24 protein-coding genes, 1 pseudogene and 1 riboswitch are annotated in these 25,286 nt (G+C 39.2%); of the genes and pseudogenes, 5 read left to right on the top strand and 20 right to left on the bottom strand.

Annotation, left to right across the window (positions count from 1 at the left end):
• Nucleotides 1-9: 9 nt before the first annotated feature.
• Both BET01_RS20930 and BET01_RS20925 read right to left on the bottom strand, forming a co-directional pair.
• Nucleotides 10-1,746 (bottom strand): HlyD family efflux transporter periplasmic adaptor subunit, encoded by a 1,737-nt coding sequence (locus BET01_RS20930; protein ID WP_120198816.1) that lies wholly within the window; start codon nucleotides 1,744-1,746, stop codon nucleotides 10-12.
• Between the two features lie 14 nt (nucleotides 1,747-1,760).
• A complete protein-coding gene (locus BET01_RS20925) occupies nucleotides 1,761-2,852 on the bottom strand; it encodes an S-layer homology domain-containing protein (RefSeq protein WP_120198815.1) in 1,092 nt (363 codons plus the stop codon).
• A 287-nt stretch (nucleotides 2,853-3,139) separates the two neighbouring features.
• Between BET01_RS20925 and BET01_RS20920 the strand changes: the two genes are divergently transcribed.
• Together BET01_RS20920 and BET01_RS20915 are read left to right on the top strand one after the other, a co-directional pair.
• Nucleotides 3,140-3,814: a response regulator transcription factor gene (locus BET01_RS20920; RefSeq protein WP_120198814.1), complete on the top strand. Its 675-nt coding sequence runs from the start codon at nucleotides 3,140-3,142 to the stop codon at nucleotides 3,812-3,814.
• Nucleotides 3,811-5,055, top strand: a complete 1,245-nt coding sequence (locus tag BET01_RS20915) for a sensor histidine kinase (protein WP_120198813.1) — start codon at nucleotides 3,811-3,813, stop codon at nucleotides 5,053-5,055. The genes BET01_RS20920 and BET01_RS20915 overlap by 4 nt, the downstream gene beginning before the upstream one ends.
• A gap of 76 nt (nucleotides 5,056-5,131) precedes the next feature.
• Here the strand turns inward: BET01_RS20915 and BET01_RS20910 are convergent, their stop codons facing one another.
• The 3 genes from BET01_RS20910 to BET01_RS20900 all read right to left on the bottom strand — a co-directional run bounded on the left by BET01_RS20910 (nucleotide 5,132) and on the right by BET01_RS20900 (nucleotide 7,456).
• Complete coding sequence (locus BET01_RS20910) at nucleotides 5,132-5,842, bottom strand: GTP pyrophosphokinase (RefSeq protein WP_120198812.1); 711 nt, start codon at nucleotides 5,840-5,842, stop codon at nucleotides 5,132-5,134.
• Between the two features lie 27 nt (nucleotides 5,843-5,869).
• Nucleotides 5,870-6,709 (bottom strand): Mrp/NBP35 family ATP-binding protein, encoded by an 840-nt coding sequence (locus BET01_RS20905; RefSeq protein WP_120198811.1) that lies wholly within the window; start codon nucleotides 6,707-6,709, stop codon nucleotides 5,870-5,872.
• Between the two features lie 174 nt (nucleotides 6,710-6,883).
• Complete coding sequence (locus tag BET01_RS20900; RefSeq protein WP_120198810.1) at nucleotides 6,884-7,456, bottom strand: folate family ECF transporter S component; 573 nt, start codon at nucleotides 7,454-7,456, stop codon at nucleotides 6,884-6,886.
• A 63-nt stretch (nucleotides 7,457-7,519) separates the two neighbouring features.
• Nucleotides 7,520-7,617: riboswitch (THF riboswitch) on the bottom strand.
• A 156-nt stretch (nucleotides 7,618-7,773) separates the two neighbouring features.
• Between BET01_RS20900 and BET01_RS20895 the strand changes: the two genes are divergently transcribed.
• Together BET01_RS20895 and BET01_RS20890 are read left to right on the top strand one after the other, a co-directional pair.
• Nucleotides 7,774-8,145, top strand: coding sequence for a CidA/LrgA family protein (locus BET01_RS20895; RefSeq protein ID WP_120198809.1), 372 nt, complete (start codon nucleotides 7,774-7,776; stop codon nucleotides 8,143-8,145).
• On the top strand, nucleotides 8,138-8,830 hold the full coding sequence (locus tag BET01_RS20890) for an LrgB family protein (protein ID WP_120198913.1): 693 nt from the start codon (nucleotides 8,138-8,140) through the stop codon (nucleotides 8,828-8,830). Before BET01_RS20895 ends, BET01_RS20890 begins: the two co-directional genes overlap by 8 nt.
• 42 nt (nucleotides 8,831-8,872) lie before the next feature.
• Here BET01_RS20890 and BET01_RS20885 read toward each other — a convergent pair whose 3' ends face one another.
• The 13 genes and pseudogenes from BET01_RS20885 to BET01_RS20825 all read right to left on the bottom strand — a co-directional run bounded on the left by BET01_RS20885 (nucleotide 8,873) and on the right by BET01_RS20825 (nucleotide 22,770).
• On the bottom strand, nucleotides 8,873-9,163 hold the full coding sequence (locus BET01_RS20885) for a hypothetical protein (protein ID WP_243117294.1): 291 nt from the start codon (nucleotides 9,161-9,163) through the stop codon (nucleotides 8,873-8,875).
• A 96-nt stretch (nucleotides 9,164-9,259) separates the two neighbouring features.
• Nucleotides 9,260-9,706, bottom strand: a complete 447-nt coding sequence (locus BET01_RS20880) for a DUF2752 domain-containing protein (protein WP_120198808.1) — start codon at nucleotides 9,704-9,706, stop codon at nucleotides 9,260-9,262.
• Between the two features lie 10 nt (nucleotides 9,707-9,716).
• Nucleotides 9,717-10,877, bottom strand: a complete 1,161-nt coding sequence (fliB, locus tag BET01_RS20875) for a flagellin lysine-N-methylase (protein ID WP_120198807.1) — start codon at nucleotides 10,875-10,877, stop codon at nucleotides 9,717-9,719.
• An 86-nt stretch (nucleotides 10,878-10,963) separates the two neighbouring features.
• Nucleotides 10,964-11,584: a manganese efflux pump gene (locus BET01_RS20870; protein ID WP_120198806.1), complete on the bottom strand. Its 621-nt coding sequence runs from the start codon at nucleotides 11,582-11,584 to the stop codon at nucleotides 10,964-10,966.
• 63 nt (nucleotides 11,585-11,647) lie between these two features.
• Nucleotides 11,648-12,220, bottom strand: a complete 573-nt coding sequence (lepB, locus tag BET01_RS20865; protein WP_120198805.1) for a signal peptidase I — start codon at nucleotides 12,218-12,220, stop codon at nucleotides 11,648-11,650.
• 209 nt (nucleotides 12,221-12,429) lie between these two features.
• Nucleotides 12,430-13,965: a recombinase family protein gene (locus BET01_RS20860; protein ID WP_120198804.1), complete on the bottom strand. Its 1,536-nt coding sequence runs from the start codon at nucleotides 13,963-13,965 to the stop codon at nucleotides 12,430-12,432.
• Nucleotides 13,966-14,001: 36 nt separating this feature from the next.
• The gene (locus BET01_RS20855; protein ID WP_158585117.1) at nucleotides 14,002-15,657 is read right to left on the bottom strand and encodes a recombinase family protein; all 1,656 of its coding nucleotides are present in this window, start codon (nucleotides 15,655-15,657) and stop codon (nucleotides 14,002-14,004) included.
• Nucleotides 15,641-17,275 carry a recombinase family protein gene (locus BET01_RS20850; RefSeq protein WP_120198802.1) on the bottom strand — a complete coding sequence of 545 codons (1,635 nt, stop codon included), beginning with the start codon at nucleotides 17,273-17,275 and terminating at the stop codon, nucleotides 15,641-15,643. The genes BET01_RS20855 and BET01_RS20850 overlap by 17 nt, the downstream gene beginning before the upstream one ends.
• Nucleotides 17,276-17,437: 162 nt before the next feature.
• Nucleotides 17,438-17,677 carry a DUF6870 family protein gene (locus tag BET01_RS20845; RefSeq protein ID WP_243117293.1) on the bottom strand — a complete coding sequence of 80 codons (240 nt, stop codon included), beginning with the start codon at nucleotides 17,675-17,677 and terminating at the stop codon, nucleotides 17,438-17,440.
• Between the two features lie 213 nt (nucleotides 17,678-17,890).
• On the bottom strand, nucleotides 17,891-19,546 hold the full coding sequence (locus tag BET01_RS20840) for a beta propeller repeat protein (protein ID WP_243117292.1): 1,656 nt from the start codon (nucleotides 19,544-19,546) through the stop codon (nucleotides 17,891-17,893).
• Nucleotides 19,547-19,759: 213 nt separating this feature from the next.
• Complete coding sequence (locus BET01_RS20835; RefSeq protein WP_120198800.1) at nucleotides 19,760-20,431, bottom strand: polysaccharide deacetylase family protein; 672 nt, start codon at nucleotides 20,429-20,431, stop codon at nucleotides 19,760-19,762.
• Between the two features lie 286 nt (nucleotides 20,432-20,717).
• Nucleotides 20,718-21,104, bottom strand: a pseudogene (locus BET01_RS20830) (sigma factor-like helix-turn-helix DNA-binding protein); the annotation flags it as partial.
• The gene (locus BET01_RS20825) at nucleotides 21,100-22,770 is read right to left on the bottom strand and encodes a recombinase family protein (RefSeq protein ID WP_120198799.1); all 1,671 of its coding nucleotides are present in this window, start codon (nucleotides 22,768-22,770) and stop codon (nucleotides 21,100-21,102) included. The pseudogene BET01_RS20830 and the gene BET01_RS20825, both read right to left, overlap by 5 nt.
• A gap of 113 nt (nucleotides 22,771-22,883) precedes the next feature.
• Here BET01_RS20825 and BET01_RS21670 point away from each other — a divergent pair, with 113 nt between their 5' ends.
• Entirely contained in the window at nucleotides 22,884-23,057 is a 174-nt protein-coding gene (locus tag BET01_RS21670; RefSeq protein WP_158585116.1) for a hypothetical protein, read from the top strand.
• 72 nt (nucleotides 23,058-23,129) lie between these two features.
• Here the strand turns inward: BET01_RS21670 and BET01_RS20820 are convergent, their stop codons facing one another.
• Nucleotides 23,130-23,702, bottom strand: coding sequence for a cytochrome b5 domain-containing protein (locus BET01_RS20820; protein WP_243117291.1), 573 nt, complete (start codon nucleotides 23,700-23,702; stop codon nucleotides 23,130-23,132).
• Between the two features lie 191 nt (nucleotides 23,703-23,893).
• Complete coding sequence (locus tag BET01_RS20815) at nucleotides 23,894-25,177, bottom strand: glycoside hydrolase family 27 protein (protein ID WP_120198798.1); 1,284 nt, start codon at nucleotides 25,175-25,177, stop codon at nucleotides 23,894-23,896.
• Between the last annotated feature and the right edge of the window lie 109 nt (nucleotides 25,178-25,286).

Genomic DNA, 25,286 nt, shown 5'->3' with positions numbered 1-25,286 from the left:
CTTTTATCTTTAATTTCCGGGGCCACCGCCACTTCCTGAACCACCGCTCCTGTTGCCGCCACTTCCTGAACCACCACCACCTGGGGCCCCACCCATTCCACCCATTCCGCCCATACCTCCTGGCATCATGGAATTCTGAGTTGTGCTAACCGATGTCTTTACAACATAAACTTCCTCTCCCTCAGTAAGACCGGTTTTAATTTCCACGTAATCCTCACTGATAAGACCTGTGGTTACCTCGACACTTCGAAATCCTGCTGGAACAGGGCCATTACTTTCTTTTACGGAAGCATCCTTTACATAGACTGTATTTCCCCTCATAAGTGCATCTACCGGAATTGAAATGACATCTTTCGCCTCTTCAAGAGTAATTACACCATCTACATTCATACCCGGAAGCAATTCATCTAACCCATCGTTTAATGTAACGGTAACCGGATAATTGGTAACACCATCTGCGGTGGCACTTTGCAGACTGACGTTGGTAACAGTTCCTGAAAATGTCTTGCCGGATACCGCATCAGCAGTAACAGTCACGCTTTGACCTACTTTTACAGATTTAACATCTAGCTCATCTACGGACATTTCAAACGTATAATTGGACATGTCATAGATAACGGCTAGTACTGTGCTTCCACTGGTACTCTTAGTTATTTTATCCCCTGTTTTAATGGATTTCTTAATGACCTTACCCGAAATGGGAGCTGTAATGGTGTAGTTATCATAAGTATCCTGGGTCGTCTCCAGCTTGTTCTTTGCGGAGTCTAGGGATTCCTGGGCTTTATCAAGAGAATCCTTATAAGTCCGCAATAGTTTTTCAGCTGATTTGCTTTCCATTGTAAAAAGCGGAGTTCCCTTCGTTACATAGTCACCTTCGTGTACAAGCAGATTTTGGATTTCAACGGCTGTTGTAATATCCGCTTTCATGGTTGTTTCCAGCTTTGGCTCAAAAGTAGCTTCCATGCTGCTTACAAAATCGGAAACGGAAGCGGTTGCAGCGGTTTCTGCTGTAAGACCGCCTGGGTTTGCCACCTCAATGGTGACATAACGAACAATCCGTCCTCCAGTCAGTGTTACATCCATATTGCTGACAGCGGAAACCACTCCATTTATCTGCTCTCCCGTATCCGTAAGTGTTAAGATTGCTCCATTTCCCGAAGCGATCTGTGCTGCTTCTGCCGAAAGAAAGGGAACCTTTATTTTCATAGTTTGATCATCATAAATGGCTGCAAGTTCCATATTGCTGCTGACCTTATCCCCAGCTTTAACTGACAACGTTTTTATGTAACCGCTTTCTGTGGATTTATAAGTATTTCCGCTGTAATCAGACAACGCTGTATTATAGTCACTCAGTGCATTCTGATAACTCTCCTGAGTCCGTTCCAAGGAATTATTGGCAGATGTGATCTGTGATTCCATGGACGATGTATCGATCGCGTAAAGAACCTGACCCTTTTCTACAATATCCCCTTCTTCAAACTCTGCCGCAGTGACTTCACCCTCTGTTAGAGATGTGATGTCATAGGTGTTTTTTGGGGAAATATTACCTGACGAAGAAAGTTCAGTCGTAATATCACTCTTGGTTACCGTTGCAGTCTGAACGCTCCCAGCCTTTGCGGAGGCACTTTTGTTTTTTTTTGCGATTAATCCTCCAGCAATACCTGCAACTGCCAATAGGACCAATGGGAGAATAATCAGGAGCTTCTTATGTTTTTTCAGAAACAATTTCTGACTGATTTTTTTCATTCTATTTTCTCCTGCTAATCTTCAATATAGTCAATAACTGTCCTGGTCTCATTTCCTTCTGAATCCGTGGACAGAGTATATACAAGATTAACCGAATCTCCCACTCTTAAATCACCATAGGAGGAAAATGCAAACTGCATCTCTGTACTGGTAAGTGTATACGTATTACCGTCATCTAATATAATCGCACTGGGCGTCATTAAATCCGTAGAATTATAGATTACATTTGTTATTTCTCCTAATGCTGCGGAACGACCATTTTCATTTTCATTCCCTACCGTATAGAGCCATACTGTTTTTGAAAGGGTATGATAATATACCAAGATACCATCTGTACTTTCAAAAGCAGTGGTAATTGCTTCACTGGAATTTTTAACGGGATCTCCATCCAGGTATATATTGGCATCACTAAGTTTAAAGGGAAGATAAGAGCTAAGTCGGCTTTTGCTGGTCACGACCTTTGGTCCCTTCATGCTGTTATCAACCATAGAAAATGGATTGATTTCCCCATCTGCTGTTAGTTCGCAGTCAAGGCTCTTTCCAAACATGGCACCTGCTTTTGTATCGGTCTTTAACAGATTATAAAATAAATTGACGCAGTCTTCTTTTGATAAAAGTTCTAAAGCGTCTTTGTTGAGATTTTCATCCAACTCAAGAAAATGATATTTTGAGAGCCGTGATCCTGTCTGATCTCCTGTAAAATCAGTATTCTGATAACCCAAAAGTCCTAAAATCCCTTTCACTGCTTCCTGGAGTGTTATGTATTCTTCTGGTTTAAAATTACCTCCCAGATATCCATTCATAAATCCCTGCTCTGCCGCAATCCGAATGGAAGATGCATATTCGTTATCTCTTGGCACATCTGCAAACACGGAAGTATTGCTAGTACCGCTTACGGTGCTTCGGTAGGAAGAAGCATTGACAAGCATACTGGCAAATTCCCCCCGCGTCACCGACATATTTAAATTTCCGGTATTCATGATTCCTGATATACCCACAACCTTTTTTCTTAAGTCAAAATTTGTTGAAGCCTGGGATATCATGGGGGTAACTGCCGTCGCTGCCATTACAACAGCCAAGGCGGCTGCCATTCTTTGTCCGTGCATGTAAATTTCTCCTTTCCTGTCTGAACTAAACACATCATAGCAAACTCCTATGTCAGAAATGTGACTGTAGACTGAAATTAACCTGAAAAGCTTGCCAGATTATGTCATATTTTAATGATACGAAACCTAGCTAAGTCATAGCAAATTGGTGTCGACCTCTTTTCTATGACCATATTTCAGCGTAATTTCAGTTTTCTTTTCTATAATATAAATCAAACAATTTGCTTAAAATCATTTCTCCGCTTATAATAGTTGACAACAGATTTTTATTAGGAAGGATTATTATCATGAAAGTACTGATTGTAGAAGACGAAGTCAGGCTTGCTGACGCCTTAGGGCATATTATGAAGGAACAGAATTATGTTGCAGATATCACTCACGATGGTACAGATGGTTTATATTACGCTCTGACCAATGAGTATGATGTGATTATACTTGATATAATGCTCCCTGGAAAAAATGGCTTCCAGATTGTAGAGAAATTAAGAGAGTCCCGCATCCGTACACCAGTTCTACTTCTAACCGCTCGTGATGATATCACGGATAAAGTAAATGGACTTGACAAAGGGGCCGATGATTACTTAACTAAGCCTTTTATACCAGAAGAACTTCTGGCGCGGATACGTGCTCTTTCTCGCAGGCAGGGAGAAGTAATCATAGATGAAATGATCTTTGGAGATCTTTCTTTAAACCTGTCTTCCAATGATTTATGCTGTGGGGATAAATCCATTCATCTCGCATACAAGGAATTTGAGGTTTTGAAATTACTTATGAGTAATTCAGGAAGAATCATTTCAAAAGAAACCCTGATAACTAGGGTGTGGGGAAATGATTCTGATGCGGAAGATAACAACGTAGAAGCTTATATCTCCTTTTTGAGAAAAAAGCTGGCATTTGTAGGTTCCTTAATAGAAATTGGTACCATACGTAAAGTTGGATATCGTTTGGAGGAATCACAATGATAAAGAAATTAAAATGGAAATTCATTATAAGTAATATGTTTTTTGTGGTCACCATCCTCATAGCGATATTAAGTATGTTTTTTTATTCCGCCTCAGAGCATTTCGTTCGCCAAACCAATATGGCGCTGGCTATGGCCATTGATAAAGATCGGCTCCCACCACCCTTTCAACTGGAAGTCGGAAATCCAAGAAAGAAAGATCCACCACCACCAATCCCTACATTTGTAGTAACATTGAATTCTGACCACACTGTAAAATCTGTGGAAGAAAGTAATATTACAGTTACCTCTGAGTTGGCTTCTACTCTGGTCCAGCTAGTCGATTCCAGAGACCTGGAAAAGGGAGCTCTATCGGATTATTCTCTGCGGTATATAAAAATAAATTCCCCAGAAGGGATTAAAATAGGATTTGCAGATCAAAGCTATGAGTTGAGCAATACAAAAACACTTTTGATTAACTGCTTCCTCCTTTTTCTTGTTGCATTAATTCTCTTCTTTCTACTAAGCTTGTATTTATCACGTCTGGCCCTAAAACCGGTGGAGAAGGCCTGGCAACAACAAAACCAATTTATTGCAGATGCATCTCATGAGCTTAAAACTCCGCTCACCGTTATCCTGGCAAATCTAGATATCCTCTCCTCCCACGAAGATCGTACCATTCAAGATCAGAGCAAGTGGTTGAATAACACCAAAGAAGAGGCCTCCAGAATGAAACAGTTGGTAGAAAATCTCCTTTTCCTCGCCCGTTCCGATGCAGGTGTAATAAACGATGTCATTCATTCAAATACACTGGTTGATTTCAGCAACCTGGTTTTAAAGAGCACTCTTATCTTTGAATCCATTGCATTTGAAAATAAAGTAGCTCTGGCAAATGAAATTGAAAACGATATTATGCTGAACGGCTGTGAATCCCAGTTAAAACAGGTCGTTTCCATACTTCTTGACAATGCCTGCAAATATGCAGAAAAAAATGGTACCATATTCATTGAGCTAAAAAAATCAAACCATTTGGCTGTCCTAACTGTTCGTAATTCTGGTGAGGTCATTCCTCCAAAAGAGCAGATACACATATTTGAACGTTTCTACCGGACAGATAAATCAAGAGTCCGAAAAGAAGGAGGATATGGTCTTGGACTTTCTATCGCTAAAACTATTATTGAACATCATAAAGGTAAGATTAGTGTAGTGAGCAACCAGTCTGATGGGACTATATTTACCGTGACTCTTCCACTTCATTCTTAGACTCATAAAACAAAAAGAACCCCACCAAGTAAGCCGCTTAAAACTGGTTTTCCCGGTGAGGTTCTTTTTATATCTATTATTTATTTAAGGCAATTTCCTGAGCTTCAATCTTCTTTCTGATATTCAACATACGCTCATCCGTATTTGCAATCACTTCTGCACATTCCCTAAGCTCTATGCTGATATCTTCAGAATTGGCTTCCATTTCCTTTTTATACTTTAATTGATGGTCAAGGCTTGCCCAAAAATCCATGGCGATGGTACGAATCTGTACCTCTACCCGCATCCATTTCTTTTGATCTGAGAAAAACACAGGTATCTCAACAATCATGTGGTAGCTGCGGTATCCATTGGCCTTAGGGTGACGGATATAATCCTTAATTGCAATGATATGTACGTCATCCTGACGGGTGAGCATCTCAGCCACCGCGTAAATATCGTCAAGAAAAGAACAGATCACTCGAATACCTGCCACATCATCCAGATTTTCTGTCATAGATTCTAAGGATATGGAAAGGCCTCTGCGCTGCAGCTTTTCTACGATGCTTATAGGCTTCTTGACTCTTGACTTCACAAGTTCAATGGGATTTCTGGAATTCCTTACAGATAACTCGTCATTTAAAACCTCTAATTTAGTCTTAAGTTCACGTATCGCACAAGTGTACATCATCATCGCTTCCTGAAACTGGTAAGCCTGTTTGATTAAAGGATCAGGAACCTGAACAAGATTCGGTACATTAACAATAGACTGGTTCAATTCGCTGTTAGGGTTCATGCTTATATTCATTTTTCACCTCAATGTTAAGAAACAATCTTAAGCTTTCTCTGCCGCCAAAACAGCTTCATCAAGCCATGGAGATTCCAGGTATTCTACTGTACCGCTATCAACAGCTGCTGCAATGTTAGGATCAATTGGTATCCTTGCTAAAATGGGAAGATCATGGATTCCTGCCACTTCATCAATATGGCTCTCTCCAAAGACATGAATCTTTGTCCCACAACCTGGGCAATTTAAATAGCTCATATTTTCAACCAGACCAAGAATCGGTATATTCATCTTCTTCGCCATGTTAACCGCTTTTGCAACAATCATGGAAACCAGTTCCTGTGGTGAAGTAACAATAAGAATTCCATCAACAGGCAAAGACTGGAATACAGTTAGTGGGACATCTCCAGTCCCTGGTGGCATATCAACAAACATATAATCGACGTTTTCCCACAAAGCTTCCTGCCAGAACTGCTTTACGGCTCCTGCAATTACAGGCCCTCTCCATATAACTGGGTCTGTTTCATTATCTAAAACAAGATTAGCAGACATTACTTCAATCCCAGTGGATGTGGTTGCTGGAATCATAAGGCCATTTGGTGTCATTCCTACGCCAGAATCTGTAATTCCAAATGCCTTCGGAATGGATGGTCCAGTAATATCAGCATCTAAAATTGCTGTTTTATATCCCTTGGCGTTCATGCGTACCGCCATCATGGTAGTTACAAGAGACTTTCCTACTCCGCCCTTACCGCTTACAATACCAATTACCTTTTTCACCGTACTGGCTGGGTTTAATGGCTCCAGAAAGCTTTTGGGTCCTTCCTGTCTGCTTGTGCAACTTTCTCCGCAACTATTGCAATCATGTGTACAACTTGTATCGCTCATGTTCATTCCTCCTAACTAAAAAGTTTATCTATAGAGGGCAATCCACGGACTACGCCTGTTATCATCAAAACTGTCCCCTTATCCGCAAAATATACAACACGGATATTTAAGATTATAGTATGAAAGCGGAATTATGTCCATGGATTTAATACAAGCTTTATGAAAACAATCGCTTTATTTTATATCGGCAGCTTGTGTTTTTTTGAAAACCTGAAATACTCCCATGGTATCCAAAGCCTTAATCAGGGAATAAAAAATCATGGAATCGATGGGCCACATCACAAGATTTTTCAGTGCTCTTGCAGGAAGTAATACCATAAACCCTTTACCATACAGTATGGAAAGGCATATGGTGTTTAATATCACATTGCATAGTAACATGACAATAAACTTAGAGATAAGAACCCTTTTTAAGGTCATGGCCTTTTTATAGTAAAAACAGCCATACATAAAACCAGATAATAAAGTAACCATAGTAAGGCCCGGGAAAAAAGCTCCATTGGGCTTTAATAAGTATTTCAGTACATCCATACTTCCTGAAAACAGACCACCTACAATGGGGCCAAATAGATAGGAAATGATTCCATTGGGAATGGAAGCGAACCCAATTCTGATATAATTTCCAAAATCAATGGAGAACATACCAAGGATAATTGCCAGGGCGCCAAACATAGCGGCCGTGGTGATGGTTCTTACACGTCTTAGCTCTTTGTAAGAATCGGTGAACAAAGTAACGAATTTTTTCATAAAAAAATACCTCCTTTGCAGACCTCAGACTACAACCGGAGATATAAAATACCTATCTTCTGATGCAGCGGGATGCAACTCGTGTACCGCAAGAAAATCTTTTCGTCCGAATGACAACTCCCTGTTCATTCAGCACTTAACGCACACCAGTCTACTCTGCGACTTTCATATTTTATTTTTTAACGACACAAGTATAACACAGATTCTTAAGATTGCAAGTATTTAATTAATGCAATAATTCCATTTGACATCCGGATAAAAAAAGTTTAGGATAATCTTTAGCTGAAATTTCGACAAAAAACGCAGGAGGCGTAATTATGAAGTACTTGAGGCAGTTCAGCATTATTCTATTTATATCCTTAATAGGAGAAATTATCCATCTTTTCATTCCTCTTCCAATTCCTGCCAGCATTTATGGTTTGCTGCTAATGTTAATGGGATTAAAAACAAAACTTATCCCTTTAAATGCAGTTGAAGATGCAAGCATGTTTCTTATAGAAATCATGCCAATTATGTTTATACCTGCGGGGGTAGGATTGTTGGATTCCTGGGAGATTCTTGGAGCTATGCTGATTCCGTTTATCGTTATAACTCTGCTATCCACCATCGTAGTTATGGTGGCAACAGGAAAAGTCACCCAGTTTTTTATCCAAATTGATAAAAAAGGAAAGGATGATGATCATGAGTAATACAATAAATGGTTTCTTATTTTTTGGAGCGGTGATTAGCCTACTAGGCTATGAACTAGGCATTCAGTTAAAAAGAAAGTTTAGATCCCCTCTTTTTAACCCATTGTTAATATCCATTCTGGTCGTTATGGGTCTTTTATCTTTATTTAATATTAAATATGAGGTATATAACCAGAGTGCCAAATATATCAGTTATCTTCTTACCCCTGCTACCATCTGTTTGGCTGTGCCTTTATATCGTCAGATGGAGATGCTTAAGAAGCATTCCAAGGCGATTGTGGCAGGCACCATAACAGGAGTTGTTACCACCATGGCTACGGTACTTCTTCTGGCTGTGATTTTTGGACTCAATCATCAGGAATATGTAACGTTTCTTCCTAAGTCCATAACGACTGCCATCGCTATGGGTATCTCTGAAGAGATGAAAGGGTTTGTGACAATTACCGTTGCAAGTATTATAATCACAGGGATTCTAGGCAACATAATTGCGGAAACAATATGCAAAGTATTTCATATTACAGAACCTGTGGCAGTGGGCATTGCTATTGGGTCTTCCGCTCATGCAATTGGGACTACAAAAGCTCTGGAATTAGGCGAAATAGAAGGCGCTATGAGTGGCCTGGCCATCGCTACCTCCGGACTTTGTACGGTAGTGTTTGCGTCTATCTTTGCAAATTTTCATTAAATAAATATTTGGATTAAAAAAAGAGGTCTTGCGACCTCTTTTTTAATATGATCCATAAGCTGCTGCCATTATACCAGCGAATATAGTAACGTATAAAATAATTATAATTACTGCCTGTATCACCTGCATAATAAGATTTGCTTTGCAAAAATTCTTACGATTCTCATTTCCATTTCCAAAAGCCCATACAAACATCATAATAATATTAACACATGGAACTAACATAACCAGCAAAGTAACTAGCCACTCTCCCATTGTCATTACGCTTTTGTTTGGATCCATCTGGTTAGAATTCTGATTCTCCTGATAAACTACATTGTAATCGTTTTCCATACAATTTCCTCCTTAGTAAAAAAACTATAATTTGTCAAAGCAAATTATACCATATAATTCAAAAAATTGGAATTATTTAATTATGTAACTTTTTTATTATATTCCCTTTAAGATTCGTATTAATAAACTATTCGGATACATAACATAAGGCTCCCTATATGGGAAGTATAGTTTCATACGAACGATATACAAAATCAAGGAGATTATAATACTGACAGATAATAAAATACCAGCAAGCTTTTTATTTCCTCTTTTAAAATAACTCACTCGTATTTCATTTAACAGACAAAGGAACACGAGAGGTGCAGAAGGATTAAGCTCCAAGCATTTTTGTAAGTTCCCCTTCGCCAAATAAAGGATTGCCCTTGACCCACCGCATCCAGGGCAAGGAATGCCTAAAAGACCACTAAATACACACAAACCTCCCGTAAGGGTGTATAGCGCAACACAGTATATTCCAAAGAATGCCAATAAAAACAACGTCATTATTGTATTCTTCTTGTTTCGTTTCTCATCTCTATTCAATTCTTTCGTAACTTTCACTCATACTCTCCTATAAAACAGAAAGAAGGGATTTCAGCCCAAATTTCTTATCTGTTGTAAATATCCGGTCCATTGTATTTAAATTCAGGTCGGAATGCTCCATTTCTTTGGAAAAGCGATGAGAAAGATGAACGAACTCAGAAAAATCCAATCTGCCTTCCCGCATCTTAAACGTTGCCTGAGCCATCTCTTGAATTAGCAAGGTGCACACGACTGCTAGCTTTATCTTCCCATACGGCTGTTCGTCATAAACAGAACCACAAAAATAAGTGAAAACAAAGTAAACCAAAAGCTGTTCACACCAAATCTCCCACTGTTCTTCTCTTTCAGGATTTTCCTTTAGATGGTTGTAAAAAGCAATACGATTTTCCTCATAGGAAGTAATTCCTTTTTCAAATAACAGCTTCTTAATGGTGTTAATGTACCTTGACCAGTCCGCATCAAGGACCTCTATCTCCTGAAAGATGGTAAACCATTCCTTCACTTTTACAAAACGGTTTTCCTCATGTTCCTTACTGTTATTGATCTTCTTTTCAATGATACCATGTAGGGATTCATCCTGGTACCGCTCCATCAGACCGTTAATTTCAAAAACCCGGTCACCTCTGATCCTGCTTTGTATATCATGGGCAAACCCTAATGACATCGCCATACGGTGGCTGCAGCTATATCTCCTGTCTTGGAGAAAGGAAATAATAAGTTTTCTTGCTTCCGTCAGCGTATGAAACAAGGAAGAGTCAAATTCAGGATAGATTTCTTCCTTTTCATCTTCTTTTGTCTGAAAATAGACTGACTCCTTGGTACCAAGAATAATTCTTGCGGCCTCTTCGCAGGACAGGGAAAGAGAAATCTCCCTGACACCCTGAAATTCCTCCGTATGTCTTGGATATTCCCTACAAGTTTTGCAAAGCATGTCCGGCCCAGCTTCGGTATAAATATCACAAAGTTTTTCCCGGTTTAGGAAGACACATCGTCTGCCACATTGCTTAAAAGAGCTGTTCTTCCAGTCAATGGATTGCTTGAGTCGTTCACCAAAACTTCCCTTTTGCCTCCAATAACGTTTTTTCGCTTTGTCATCAATCATGATGGACCAACCGGCACAGCAGGTATCCTTACAAGCTCCTGCGATGCATTGAAATTTATGATAATAATGAGGAATTGTATATTGCATGTATTCTTCTCCTATTTTTAATAACATTTATTCACAGTGAAAAAGAGGTTTAACCCAGAAGAGCCAAACCTCATTATCACCATCATTTAAAGCTTCCTAAAGGCGAGAAACAAAAACAGCAATCCGCTAACCCAGGAAAGATCCCAGTCCTTTCGAACCGACAATTCATGTCCCAGAAAGAGACCGATATACATAACTACGATTCCGACGAGTAATGAGATACATGAAGTCAAGCCCGGAGGCATCATGAGAAATCCAGATAATCCTCCAGCCACAAGGCTGTCTATAGACATGGCCAGAGAAAACATTACTGTTTCCTTCCAAGATAATGTTTTAGATTCATCCCAGTCTGCTGCCATGGGATTTCCGTAGATATTTATGATAATGCTCAAACCGGAAATGGAAAACGTAAGATCCTTTCGGACATTTACATGTTTGTTAATATATTTTTTGATGGCAAAATCAAGAAGCTTCATGGCTCCAAGGAAAAACAGACATGTAAATCCAAGTCCTCTTGCAAAGGCTTCCGGTACCAATCCATTAAGAACGCCACCAAACATCAGAGCCGCTCCCAGGCATCCACTGCAAATTAAATTTACCGCAATCACCTTAGCGAAAGAAATACGCAGCCGGTTTGCCCCATAGGCAAGGCTGGCAACAAAGCTGTCCGTAGAAAGAGCGAGTACTAAAATGAATATATCACGCATACGCCATTGAACTTACCTTTTTTCTTTTAATATATTCACCCTACCAACTTTTGGAACCCCTTACTAACGGATCGGCCTAATGTTAGGGTAATATCGAATTAAGACTTTAGCCAGTATTTTACCCTTTGGCACGTATGGGTCGGGCCAGTATCTTGCATCCGCAGAGTTGTTACGGTTATCTCCAAACATCAGATAGCGGCCTTCTGGTACCTCAAAGTGAAATTCATTCGTCTCCATGGCCTCTGGCAGATACGGTTCTGGCAGTGGGGTTTGTGACTCGTTGATATAAATCTTATTCTCTCGTACATCCACAGTCTCTCCGGGAAGGCCTATGATTCGTTTTACCAGACGAGTTTCTGCAGAACCCGGCCCAGTCTGATGATCGAAAATCACAACATCCCCGCGTTTTGGATCTTCTCCGAATTTGTAAGCAAGCCGAGAACCAAATACACGGTCTCCTGTCATAATGGTCTTTTCCATAGATCCGCTTGGTATCCTACTGTTGGCAATGATAAAGGTATTAAGGCAAAGTGCAATGGCAGAAGCCATTAAGATAATCTTGACCCACTCAAATAACTCTTTTTTCCAGTTCACCTTAGCTTTGTCTATGCCTTGTTCTTTCTTCTCTTCCTTCATAAAATGCCTGTCCTTTACTGTTTTATATTTCTATATTGTACCAAAATTATTAGCATGCTTCAAGCTTAAAAGCAGGGACTTATGCAATTGCCCCTGCTTTATTCACTAGATGTTATACTTTTTTAATTCTGCCCGCAACCTCTCCAATGCCTTTTTCTCAAGCCTTGAGACATATTCGTCTGTTCCAGTAGGGACAAAAGAAATGTAAATTAGGAAAGCGTATATTGGTATGGATCTATAAAATTCCACTTAATTGATAGAGATCCATTGGATTCAATTGCTATGAATTCTACTAGAGAATGAATGGTTTCCTTTGATATCGTATGTTTCTCTTCGTTTTCTCTAAGAAAACATGGTTCCATCTCATCATATTGCTTCTGTAATGTATCAAGGGACTTCTCTAGGTCATTTAATTTTTTCCTAAAATCTAATTCTGATAGTTTCTTTTGTTTATAAGCTTCATAGAATGCAAGATATTTCCCCTTTTTCCTTGCGATGGCTAACTCTATTTTCTGTAATCCGTCACAATGCGCCACTGAAATATCCTGAGTTTTTTTTCGAATATTATCGGTTTGTCGTGTGATAGCTGCTAGATTGTTAAAGCAAGTCAATAGTGCTTCTTCCAATTGAGCTTCTTCTATTTTGCCTTGATAACAGGTACTATGATATAAGTTCCTCCCCGTTTTGCAACAATAGAGTATCTTTTTCCCTTGATGGATTCGTGTCATTAAATGGCCGCATGATTTACATATTGTTTTTTTAGAGAATGAACTCTTACATACGACTGAATTTCCTTTTTTTTTGTATGTTCTTTTGTATGTTTGCACTGCCTCAAATTCCTCATGAGATATGATCTCTTCATAGGCATCAGGAACAATAATCCACTGATCTTTTGGTATCTTAATTTCCTTTTTGCTTCCTACCGACTCTGGCTTACTCTTTCCATAAATTGCATCCCCTGTATACCTTTGATCCGCTAATATATGAGATACGGTCCCAACGGTCCAGATACAGGTATCGCTGCATCCATTCCTATTGAAATTCTCACCCCGTTTTTTCCGTATCATCATAGGACAAAGAACGCCTTCTTGGTTTAACCGTCTGGCTATTTCCGTTTTTGTAGAACCACTTAAATATAACTTAAAAATTTGGATGACAATAGGGGCACACTCCTGGTCAATAACCAGCTTATTTCTGTTGTTATCATCCTTTTTGAATCCATAAGGTGCAAAAGCAGTCACAAATTTTCCCTGTTCTGCTTTTGATTTGCGTACACTCTTAATTTTTACAGACAGATCCTTGCTATATGCTTCATAGATGATATTTTTAAACCCTACCTCTAGAGAACCGGCGGCACCCGCATTGCAAAAGCTGTCAAAATTATCATTGACAGAAAAAAAGCGTATGCGTAAAAAGGGGAAGATTTGCTCCAGATAATTTCCAACTTCTAAATAATTTCGCCCAAATCTAGAAAAGTCTTTTACAACGATACACTGAATTTCTTTTCTCTTTGCCATTTCTAACAATCGTTGAACGCCAGGGCGATCAAAATTAGTTCCGCTGTATCCGTCATCCTCCACCTCAACTACGCGGTAGTTATATAAATCCTTATGATTAGAGACAAAATCATTTAACAACATTCTTTGTCCGGAGATGCTGTTGCTCTCGCCTCCCAACTCTAGCGCTTCATCTTCATCAGAAATACGCAGATAAATAGCGACTGTAGGCTGTTCCTTTATCTTCACACACCTCCTTTTCAGTAGTTCTAATCATACAAATTGCTACTCATATTCTCCGCAGAATGTATAATGTATTTCAATCTTTTTACGGCAAACTACTATTTTATCAATCAGATGATTCCACAATTCTCCTGTCATACTATTATTGCTGTTTCCTTGTAATAATTCATTTAGACAAATCTCATAATCTGCCGTTTGCTTTTCCTCGGTTTGCCGCTCTTTTAAACTCTTAACATCTATCTTAAGTACGTTTTTTTGTTCTTCATACTTTTTTTGCGCGTAAATAAATTCACTATCTGATAACAAACCTCTTTTGTAATCATCGTATAGTTCAAGTGCTTTTATATCCACCTCCCGAAAGACCGCCTGGTTATGCTCCCATTTTTCAGCTATGCCATGGGCTTTCTCCTGGCATTCCACTTGCTTCTTATACCTTATACCCAAATCCCATAAATCTGCCAGTACAATCAGTTGATTTCTAACAGTTACGCTTACCGCAGAAATCAATTCAGTTTCCAATACACTGGGTGCGTTGCATACGGATTGCTTCATATATTTCCTACGGCAAATTAAGCGATAATGTATCAAGTTACCATCTCTGGTAAAATATCCACTGTCACGCATCATCTTCCCATGGCAATAACCACAAGTAACAAGACCTTTTAATCTGTTCTCGGTTTGCTCCTGTTTCGTACTATGGTTTTCTTTCTTGTTTTTCTTTGATTCCTCCATTATCGTTTGAGCTTTTATAAAAGTACCCTGATCTATGATCGCTTCGTGCGTATTTTCAATATACTTCCACTCTTCCTTTGGAATCAATCTTTTTTTGCCTCCTTTGTAATAGGACTGTTCTGACTTTCGTTCCACGATACAGCCGCAATAGACTGGATTCTCTAAAATTCCAGTTACAGATGATCCTGACCATAGCGCGTTGGCCTCCCCGTTGGTTCCCTTTAATTTTCTCAATTCATAAAGCCTGCAAGACTGAGATCTTATTCCCTGATCATTTAGCCATCTGGCGATTTTTATAACTCCCATCCCCTTGATCCTAAGTGAGAATATCTCTCTTACAACAGAAGCCGTTTCCTCTTCTATCTCTAACTGATATGGGTTCATATTTGATTTCTTATAACCATAAGGGGCAAATCTGCCCAGATATAAACCCTTCTTTTTTTTAACATCAAACAAGGTACAGATCTTCCTGGAAATATCTTTCGCATAAATATCATGATAAACATTTTTAAGTGACAGAGCCAGCGCTTCATTGGCGGTCACTTCCAAGCTGTCATAATTGTCATTTACAGATATAAAACGCACACCATAATAGGGGAAAATATTTTCTAGATAATTACCAGCCTCCATATAATTTCTACCAAATCGGGACAGATCCTTTACAACGATACAATTGATTTTTTTACTTTTTATGTCACTTAACATGGCTTGAAATCCTGGTCGCTCAAAGTTAGTTCCTGTCATCCCATTATCACAGTATGTAGATATGAGCTCCAATTCTTTCTGCTCTTTTACGTGCTTTTGCAAATAATAGATCTGAGTCTCGATAGAATCGCTGTCGATTCCATTGTCCTCAATGGAAAGACGAGCATAAATGGCTGTAAGGAAGGTTGTATCTTTCTTATCCGTGGATCTTATATCTGATTCAGACATTACCTCCCGGTTATTCCTATTTGGTCTGGCCATTGTCATTGTTATCCTTTAATTTTATAGTCTCATCAAAATAATTAAAATGCATTTGTATATGGTTTTTATCATAAACTACAATCTCTCTGACCAGGGATAATAAAATGGAGCGGTTTAAGTTTGTAATATTTTGATTTTTTCTATAATCCTCGATCCACTGATTCGTCATATCTTTTTTCTGTAATATCTCTGATATGTCACGTTCCAAAACATCGATAGCATCTGATATCTCCGCAATGAAATTTTCATAAACTGATTTTATTGTAAGGTAGTTTTCTCTATTTAGAATTTCCTTTTTATAATCCTCATATAAACCCATACTTAGGTTTTGATAATATTCATATTCTTCCCGTTTCTTTTGAATTCGTTGCCTGTGCTTTTTAACTTGCATGTGTTCCATGGGAAGTGTTTCTATATAATTTATCATGTCATCACTCTTACTAATCACTCCAATGTGCAGCTTCATTACCTCTTTCACACCGGCTAGTAGCTGATGTTCACTAATCCGGTTTGAATTCTTGCATTTTTCTTTATCCTCTTTGTTGGTCCGACAGGTGTAATAGATGTAGGTCTTGCCATTGGAGTTGACGGGTCTGCGAATCATGCTTTTATGGCATTCACTGCATTTTAAAATACCGGAAAAAGGATAAAGCTCCTGCTGCATTGGAGCCGTTCTGGTATCCGCAGATAAAATACGGCTTACAAGGAAAAAATCCTCTTTTGTTATAATAGGTTCATGAGTATTCTCCACAATTGCCCATTCTGACCTTGGCTTTTTGAATTTTTTCTTTACTTTATAATTGGGAGCGCTTTCTTTCCCTTGGACCATAGTGCCAGTATATATTTCATTTTCCAAGATGCGTCCTACAGACTGAGCAGACCATTTTGCCATGGGCTTAAGCTTAAAAGAAGTACTAAATGCCCACCCAAGCATTCTTTTATATTCTAAAGGTGATAGTATTCCAGCAGCATTTAGGTGCTGCGCGATCCTCTGATTGCTATACCCTTCTGTTTTCCATTTAAAAATATCCCTAACGGTCATTGCTGCAAACTCATCAATTTCCAATTTGTGCTTATCTTCTTTCGACCGGATATACCCATAAACTGGAAATGCCCCAATGTATTCGCCCCTGGTATGTCTTACCTTGATCTGGCTTCTCACTTTCATAGAGATATCACGACTGTAAGCATCGTTAATTAGATTCTTAAACGGAATTACAATGCCATCCGACTGACTCTTTATGGTTCCACTATCAACCCCATCGTTTATTGCGATAAATCTGACTCCTAGAAAGGGAAAGACCTGTTCTATGTATCTACCAGTTTCAATATAATTCCTTCCAAAACGGGACAAATCCTTTACGACCACGCAGTCAATAATCCCAGCTTTTATATCAGCTAAGAGTTCCTTTATTGCTGGGCGCTCAAATGAAACTCCACTATATCCATCATCAACTCGCTCTGAACATACTTCTATCTCCGGTTTTGACTTTAGGTAGGAACGAATCAAATCTCTTTGATTGGTTACGCTGTTGCTTTCTGGTTTATCCCCATCATCTTTTGATAACCGGATGTATATGGCCGCTTTGTATTGCTTGTTTTCTTTTTTTGTTTCCATAAAAAAACCTCCTAAGAATTTACTAAATCAGCAAAAACTCAGGCGGCTTTATGTTTATCCCTATATGCTCCATCTCTGTTCTATTCCCTTTATACCTATGTCATATAATCTGATAACCTTCACCTGCTCAAACCCTAGTTTTTGCTTTTTCAAATCAGCCATTTAACTGCTTTCTATGCGGAAGAATTGTTTTAATCGCTCATCTAACGTAATTTCTGTATCTGAGAAAACAGACTGGATTACCATATCACCACACCGGAATAAATATGGATTCTTAATCTGCTTTAGAAAACTTTGGATTCTTTGATCTTTGGGCAGATCCATATCTATGTTAACCGTTCTAATATCAACCAGATCCTCAATGTCTACCAAAGGAATATCCGGGATTTCTTTGCTTGTCAAATCAATTCATCCTCTCCTCATTATTCCATTTTAATCTATGCAATTCTCGGATTGTCCTATGCAATGAAACCATTTTATATCACGTTACACAACCCACTTACGAATATAGAGATATCACAGATAATGATGAGATTAATCCTTGATGAAATAAAATAAAAATGCTGTATATTCTATGCCTCTCTTAAAAGCATTTAGAATATACAGCATCTATCATTATTTGCCAGCTCGTTTCCAGACACCTCTGCCACTGGTCCCGGCCAAGATATCTTTATCACTCATTAAGACGGAGTAAACGTCATTTGATTCCAGACCTGAATTAAATTCGCTCCAGCTATTTCCCTTATTTAAAGATTGATACATGCCACCACCGTAGGTACCGGCGAGAACAGTAGAATTCTTCACTACAAGAGTATTGATATTCCCACTGGTCAGTCCTGTATTTACTGGCTTCCAACTGTCACCTTTATTTGTAGATAGAAACACTCCATCGCCAGGTGTTGCCGCCAAGAGAAAGGAACTGCTACCCGTTAATGAAAAAATCTGAGCATTGATCATACCGCTATTTACTTCTTCCCAGTTCTCACCACGATCAAGGGACCGGAAGACTCCGCTTCCAAAGGTTCCAGCATAAATATCCGTACCGCTAGCAGTAAGAGAACTGATATAATAATTAGTCAAATCTTGATTTACACTATTCCAGTTCTGCCCATTGTCACTGGACCGGAAAATCCCACCTCCAAAGGTGCCTGCAAAGATATCATCTCCACTTACTGTGATTGAGTAAACAAACTTATTAGTCAAACCAGAATTAATCTCATTCCAACTACTGCCCTTATCCGTGGATAAAAATATTCCTCCACCGTTTGTTCCAGCGAAAATACCGGTATCGTTCATTGCCAAAGAAAAGACGAAGGGGTTTGTTAAACCGGAACTAGCTTCTTTCCAATTCATTCCTCCATCCTGGGAAAGAAAAACTCCTGACCCACTGGTGCCGGCATAGATCTCGGCATTGCGAGAAGCAAAAGAACTGATATGGGTATTTAATAATCCTTCATTTATTTGATCCCAGTTTTCACCGTTGTCAGCAGAAAGAAAAACGCCTCCCCCGTTGGTACCGGCATATACATAGGATTCATCTGCAATCAAGGTATATACAAAATGATTGGACAAACCATTGTTAACCGCCTTCCAGCCAGTGCCGTCAAAAACAAATATGCCTTCCTCTGTTCCTGCAAAAATATTGGCTCCCTTTGTAAAAAGGGAATTAATATTTGTACTGGTCTCTCCCATACCCATGGATTGCCAGCTTTCACCGTTGTTATCTGACATAAATACACCTCCCAAAAGAGTACCGGCATAGATTGCAGATCCACTTACAGCAAGAGAATTGACTTGCAGTTTGGTCAGTCCATTGTTGACCTGAATCCAATTAGCTCCGTGATCATCGGAACGAAAGATGCCACCATCCTCTGTTCCTGCAAATAAGTCTGTACCACTTATAATGATAGAATTTACAGTGCTTGAAGTTAATCCTTGATTTACTTCTTTCCAGTTTATTCCATTATCCTCAGAATAGAATATACCTCTGCTGGTGCCAGCGTAGAGATTTTCATGATCAATTGCAATGGAGAATACCATGATATCGTTCCACCTGGAATCAGTGGGTTCCCAGCGGATATCATCCGTAGATGAAACAAAGATACCTCCGTCGGTTCCCGCAAAAATCTTTGTGCCACTTATGGCCAAGGAATAAATATTATTGCTTGTTAAACCTTCATTAACCTCCTTCCAGTTAGCCCCTTGATCGGTAGAGAAAAATATTCCATTTCCCTGCGTACCGGCAAAAAGCTTCTCATCTTCAACCGCCATGCAATGGATATAACCTCCATACGGACCATTGACCTGCTCCCACGTTCGGGAGACTTCTTTTCTGAAACATATAAAATAAATAACAAACAGCAACAATAGCAGCAAGAAAGGTAGCCAAAGCTTTTTTCTCATGTTTACCCCTTTTTTCAAGTAGTGAATAAAAACGCTGCCCAAGACAGCAGGCAGCGTATATAAGTTATGTAAAAATCTAGCTTAATACTGCGCAAAACCAAAGCCACGGTTTTTTAAATTATTCACTACAGTTGGGAGTGCACGAAGCGTATTCTGATAGGAATCATGCATCAGAGGATTTCCACCTGCTTTAAGATTATTACAGGAGTTAATAATGGTCTCTGTGCTTGCTCCTTCCCAATCACTGGTGTATACAGTAGGTGTTACAATGGATAATCCCAGTGCGGAACATGCCTGAGTAATGGTATTGTTGTTGTAAAGATAAGGCAATCTTACTTTCGTAGGTTTTGGCTTACCAGCGTTTTGAATTACCTGATTGCACTTTTGGAAATCATTGTAAACCTGTTGATAGCTCCAACTACCCATTTGAGAATGGGTCCAGCTATGATTTTGAAGACTGAAACCTGAGTTTAAGTAGGCACTCCACGCAGACTGATTGCTGGCAATCTTGTTACCCCAAACAAATAATGTAGCTTGATAACAGCCAGCATTTTTAAGGTTGGATATCAAGGTTTGCGAGGTTGCATTATTGGGACCGTCATCAAAGGTAAGATAAACATTTCCCGCTGAAGCAGCCACTTTGACCTCTGCAAGGTCTGCTTTGTTTTCCTGGGCATGAACATTCGTAAAACTTAATAGCCCAATCGTCAGCATCATCGCAGAAGACATTAAAAATTTTGTTGCTTGTTTCATACAAATTCCCCCTTTTTAGTTGGACAACGCTAGATATCTCACCTGAGCGAATCTAACTAGTTCCTATCTAATGCAAATAAGTCTCCTCTCAAAATGAAAGATATGTAACATCATCAGTGTTAATTGGTAATTATTTACAGATTCATATTAACATGTACCAAAATATTATGCAAGTTTTTTTGTTATTTTATTGACAACGCATAATTTTATCCTATTTATTTACAAAATTATACAATAATATCGCTTTTTATTTGATTTCATCAACGGTTGTACTTAGTCCTCAGTTTTAATTGACTTTATTTTCAAGAATGCCATCAATCATAAAAGATAAAAGAAACGCTTTTGTTTTTATCCCTATTATAACAGCGGAGTAAGATCTTGATATTCCCATAAGATCAGCAATCTCACGCTGGGTATACTCCTTGCCTCCGTAAAGTCCATACCGCATACCTATTATAGTTTTTTCATTGTCTTTTAGACAGCTATCAAAAGCTTGATACAACTCTTTGATATCCTGCTTCAAAATAATGGTTTCCAGTGTCTCTTTATTCTCCATTTCAATGACATCTACAAGGCTTACGGTCTCTCCATCCTTGTCTACGCCGATGGGTTCAAACAAAGAAACCTCTTTTGAATATTTTTTATTTGCACGAAGGAGCATGAGGATTTCATTTGCTAGACTCTCCTGACGGCTCCTCTGTGTTTAAAAAATACAAATGCACACATCTTCCATCCCAAACAGCTTTTTTAATAAAGGATCGCACAGCCATTCGTTTCTCTTCCACATTCATAGAATCTATTGTATCTGGAAAAGAAGATAACGTCTCTTTAATGCGTTCTGCCTCAACATCAGAAAGTTCGTTGTTTATCAAAGAGAGCCTAACCTCACTTATGAGAATTGCATTGTCTTCTTTCTTTTGATGAAGTTCTTCAATCTGAGCCACAATATATTCCTCTGCCGTTGTTCCACCTGCTTTTTTCAAGGAGGCTACCAAGCCTGCGATTTCTTCACCTAAAAGAATGGATTCTTCCTGCATCCGTCGTATATCCTCTTCTGACTCTCTTCTTCCTTCCTCAAGAAGTCTCTTATTTCGATCCATCTGAATTCTTAATTCTTCTTTGTCTACCGACAACTTTTTAATCTCTTCTATTACCATCTTATCAAGAGTATTTCCGTTGGGATTTTTCATGGTACAGCATTTCATACGACTTCTTTCTTTCATGGTGCATAAGTAGGAATAGATCTGATCTCCATCTAAATTCAAGCGGTCAGAAAGCTTTGGCCTCATATAATCACCGCAAGCTCCACAGTATAAAAGACCAGACATCAGAGCTACATTGCTTCTGGGCTTCCTGTAGTTTTTGGATTTATTTCGTTCTAACATATTTTGAACCTTTACCCACATGGCTCCTGAAATCAAGCCCTCATGTCCTCCAATGGCTACAATCCATTCATCCATTTCTTTCTTCTCATGGGCTTTTCCTGGTTTCTGAAGCGTGCGGTTGTAAGCCATTATACCGTTTGTTCCATTAAATTCTTCTTTATCGGAGAACAAATCCACCTTTTTGTTTTTTAAATATTGATAGGCTTCCATATCTGCAATCATATAAACAGGATTGGTAAGAATCGCCTTGATGGCAAACCGACTAAACAATCGGTTATATTTGGTTTTATAACCAGTTTGAATTAAATATGTTTCCGTCCGAGTAAGTGAACCAGTTTCTAAAAACTTCTCATAAATAAGGCGCACCAGTTTTGCTTCCTCTGGGAGAAGTCTTAATTGATAAGCTTTTTTGACCTTTCCATCCTCTTTTATGGTTGAGATACCTTCCGATTGATAGCCAGTTGGTGTATTCCCCCCAAGCCATCTTCCGCTTTTAGAAAGCTCATGCATATTATCCCGGATTCGCTCTGCGATGGTCTCCCGCTCCAACTGAGAGAACACAGATGCAATATACATCATAGCCCTCCCCATAGGGGATGAGGTATCAAACTGCTCTTTGATGGAGATAAAGGAAATGTGCATTTGGTTAAGGTCTTCAATCAGATTAGCAAAATCTCCAATGTTACGGCTGATTCTATCCAGGCGATAGCAGACAATCGCAGTGAATTTATCCTGTTTTGCTTCTTGCATCATCTTCTTAAATTGTGGTCGGTCCAGGTTTCCACCAGAAAAGCCTTCATCTTCATATACGTAGGCTTGTTGTGCAAAATCACTGCCGTAATGTGCCGATATATACTGCCTGCATAACTCGATCTGATTGCCAATACTTTCCCCTTTTCCTGTAAACTTAGATTTCCTAGAATAAATTGCAAACTGCTCTCTTATTTTTTCCATTTGCTACACCTCTTTGCCAAAATACGTCACGTTTGTAAAACCCGCTCCTTCGCACATACCGGACACGCAGGACATCATACATTATATAGACTATAGCTCCGGAAGCACTTATTATGAATATAATCGTTCATCACCCGAAGACGGAAACAGATCAAAAAGATTTAGAAAAAAAGGCGGCTATTATTCACAGCCAAGCTATCTTACATTACTTAAAACAGCTCTCTTGTCCAATTTATCAAAAGCAAGTTATATGGAATGAAATTTATCCAGATACAAATAAAGGATAAGTAAAAGCCTATCATACCCCTAGTTCATAATAGGGTATGATAGGAAGTCGCCTTGGCAGTTTCTTACCTTATTTATTGTGTTGTAGTTTCAAGAGTTCCTACTACCGGGAGCACGCTTAATACCATAGCTCCTGGATGGCACATCTGAAACTCACTGGTCAAATTCCTCCCCGCTGTCAGTCCAAAAAAGTGATTTCCGCCAGCCCACAAAGGGTTGTTGGTAACGTTATATACGACTCCATTTACCGCTACATAGGCTGGATTGCCATCTTTCCCATTATATTGCGCTAATTGTTCCAACGTAAATACCTGAGGCTGGGTTTCTGTTCCTTCCTGGGGCGGTGTCCCATTCTGAGGCTGAGTTACCGTTCCATCTTGGGGCGGTGTCCCATTTTGAGGCTGAGTTACCGTTCCATCTTGGGGCTGATTGCCATCTTGAGGTTGCGACCCATCATTTTCTTCCTGATTCACTGGCTGAATAAGCTGATAGAAATATTGAATATGATTTTCAAGCATAATGATCTCACTGCTTAAATTATCCAAGATGTCTTCTTGATTAAATTGAGCGGAACGCAATTTCTCCACATCTGAATTGATTTTTCTTAAGCCCTTTCCTACAAAATCTAATACTAGTTCTAATTCCATATGAACACCTCCATAAAAAGAATACAGGATTATAAGTAAATTTCCGAATTATTGCTTGACCAAAAGGGGCTTTACGCATTGGCCTGTTTCAATATATGTGAAAAATATAAATTTAACCCTATATTTCCATGTTTACTCCATAAAAAAAGCATCTTCCTACATTACTGTGTGAGGATGCTTTTTGAGAGCTGCTAGTAACAATAGATGGAAGCGCCATGCCTTGGAAGTGAAACAGTAAGCTGATTTTCTTTGCAAATTTCTGTGGTTCCAGACCAAATCTCTGTAAGAATAAGGTCATTGAAGCTATGAATTTCCACAAGATCTGGATTAATTATGATAGAACATTCTTCCTCCGAAAGGTTGAATACTGCCAGATACCGTTTATCATCTTGTTTATCATAACTTAACCAAATACAGTGATGATCGTCTCTTAATAGCTGCCTGGCACCCTCTGAATTTGTTAATAATTTTAATACCTCTCGGTTGGTCAACAGTTTCAGAGTCCAATCATCAAGGAGCGTCAATTCTCCCCCTATCATAAGGGGTGACCGGAATATACACCAGAGTGACATCATAGTTATCTGCTCTTCTCTGGTAAACCTTGTGGGTCGCTCATTTCCAAATCCTTTGCCAACCATTCCCACCGGAAGCATGTCACAGTCAGGGTAATTCCCCTCACCTACATGCCTCTGCCATATTTCACATCGTTTAAACATGGGCAGAAGATACTTCCAATCGTCCCAGAAATCGTCGGTAATACGCCACATATTAGCATGTGTGGTATAATGCCATGATTCATCAATGAGCGCAGGTCCTGGAGAAAGACTGAGTACCATAGGGCGTCCACATCGGTCTATTGCCTTCTTAAGCATCTTGATTTCCTGTTTGGCTGATGGGACATCCATGCGGCAGATATCATCGCATTTTATGAAATCAACGCCCCAGTCAGCGTAAAGATCCATTAATGAATCATAGTACTCCTGAGATCCTTCCGCCTCAGGAATCACACCATACATATCCGGATTCCAAGAACAGATGGAATAAGGATCTGCGATTTCATTGGCTGTCTTATTCGTCCCCATGACCTTGCTATGAGTGTGTGCCGCAATTCTAGGAATCCCCCGCATGATATGAATTCCAAACTTTAGTCCTAGTTTATGAATGTATTCAGCCAGGGGGCCAAATCCCAATCCTCCAACAGAGGAAGGAAAACGGTCTGGGCATGGAAATAGTCTAGAGAATTCGTCTATCTCCACCTTACCAAATGGAATATATTGATGCTTGTCCCTCATCGTTCCTGCACCATGAGCATACCACTGAATATCTACTACTATGTATTCCCAGCCAAATTCCTTTAGGTGTTCCGCCATAAAATCAGCATTTGCCTTGATTTCATTCTCACTTACCATTGTGTCGTAATAATCATAACTATTCCATCCCATGGGTGGCGTCTGTAATGTAACCGAATTCTTCATAAGTTCCCCTTTCTTATAAACAATACATATTACATTCATTATATCAAGCGGCTAGCTTCTTGCAAGAACTATTAATAAAGATCGGTAAAAATCAGTAAAAAGGGCCGTT

The sequence above is a fragment of the Lacrimispora algidixylanolytica genome (assembly GCF_003609635.1).
In the GTDB taxonomy this organism is placed as follows: Bacteria; Bacillota; Clostridia; order Lachnospirales; family Lachnospiraceae; genus Lacrimispora; species Lacrimispora algidixylanolytica.
This window is presented reverse-complemented; position numbering and strand designations above follow the sequence as displayed.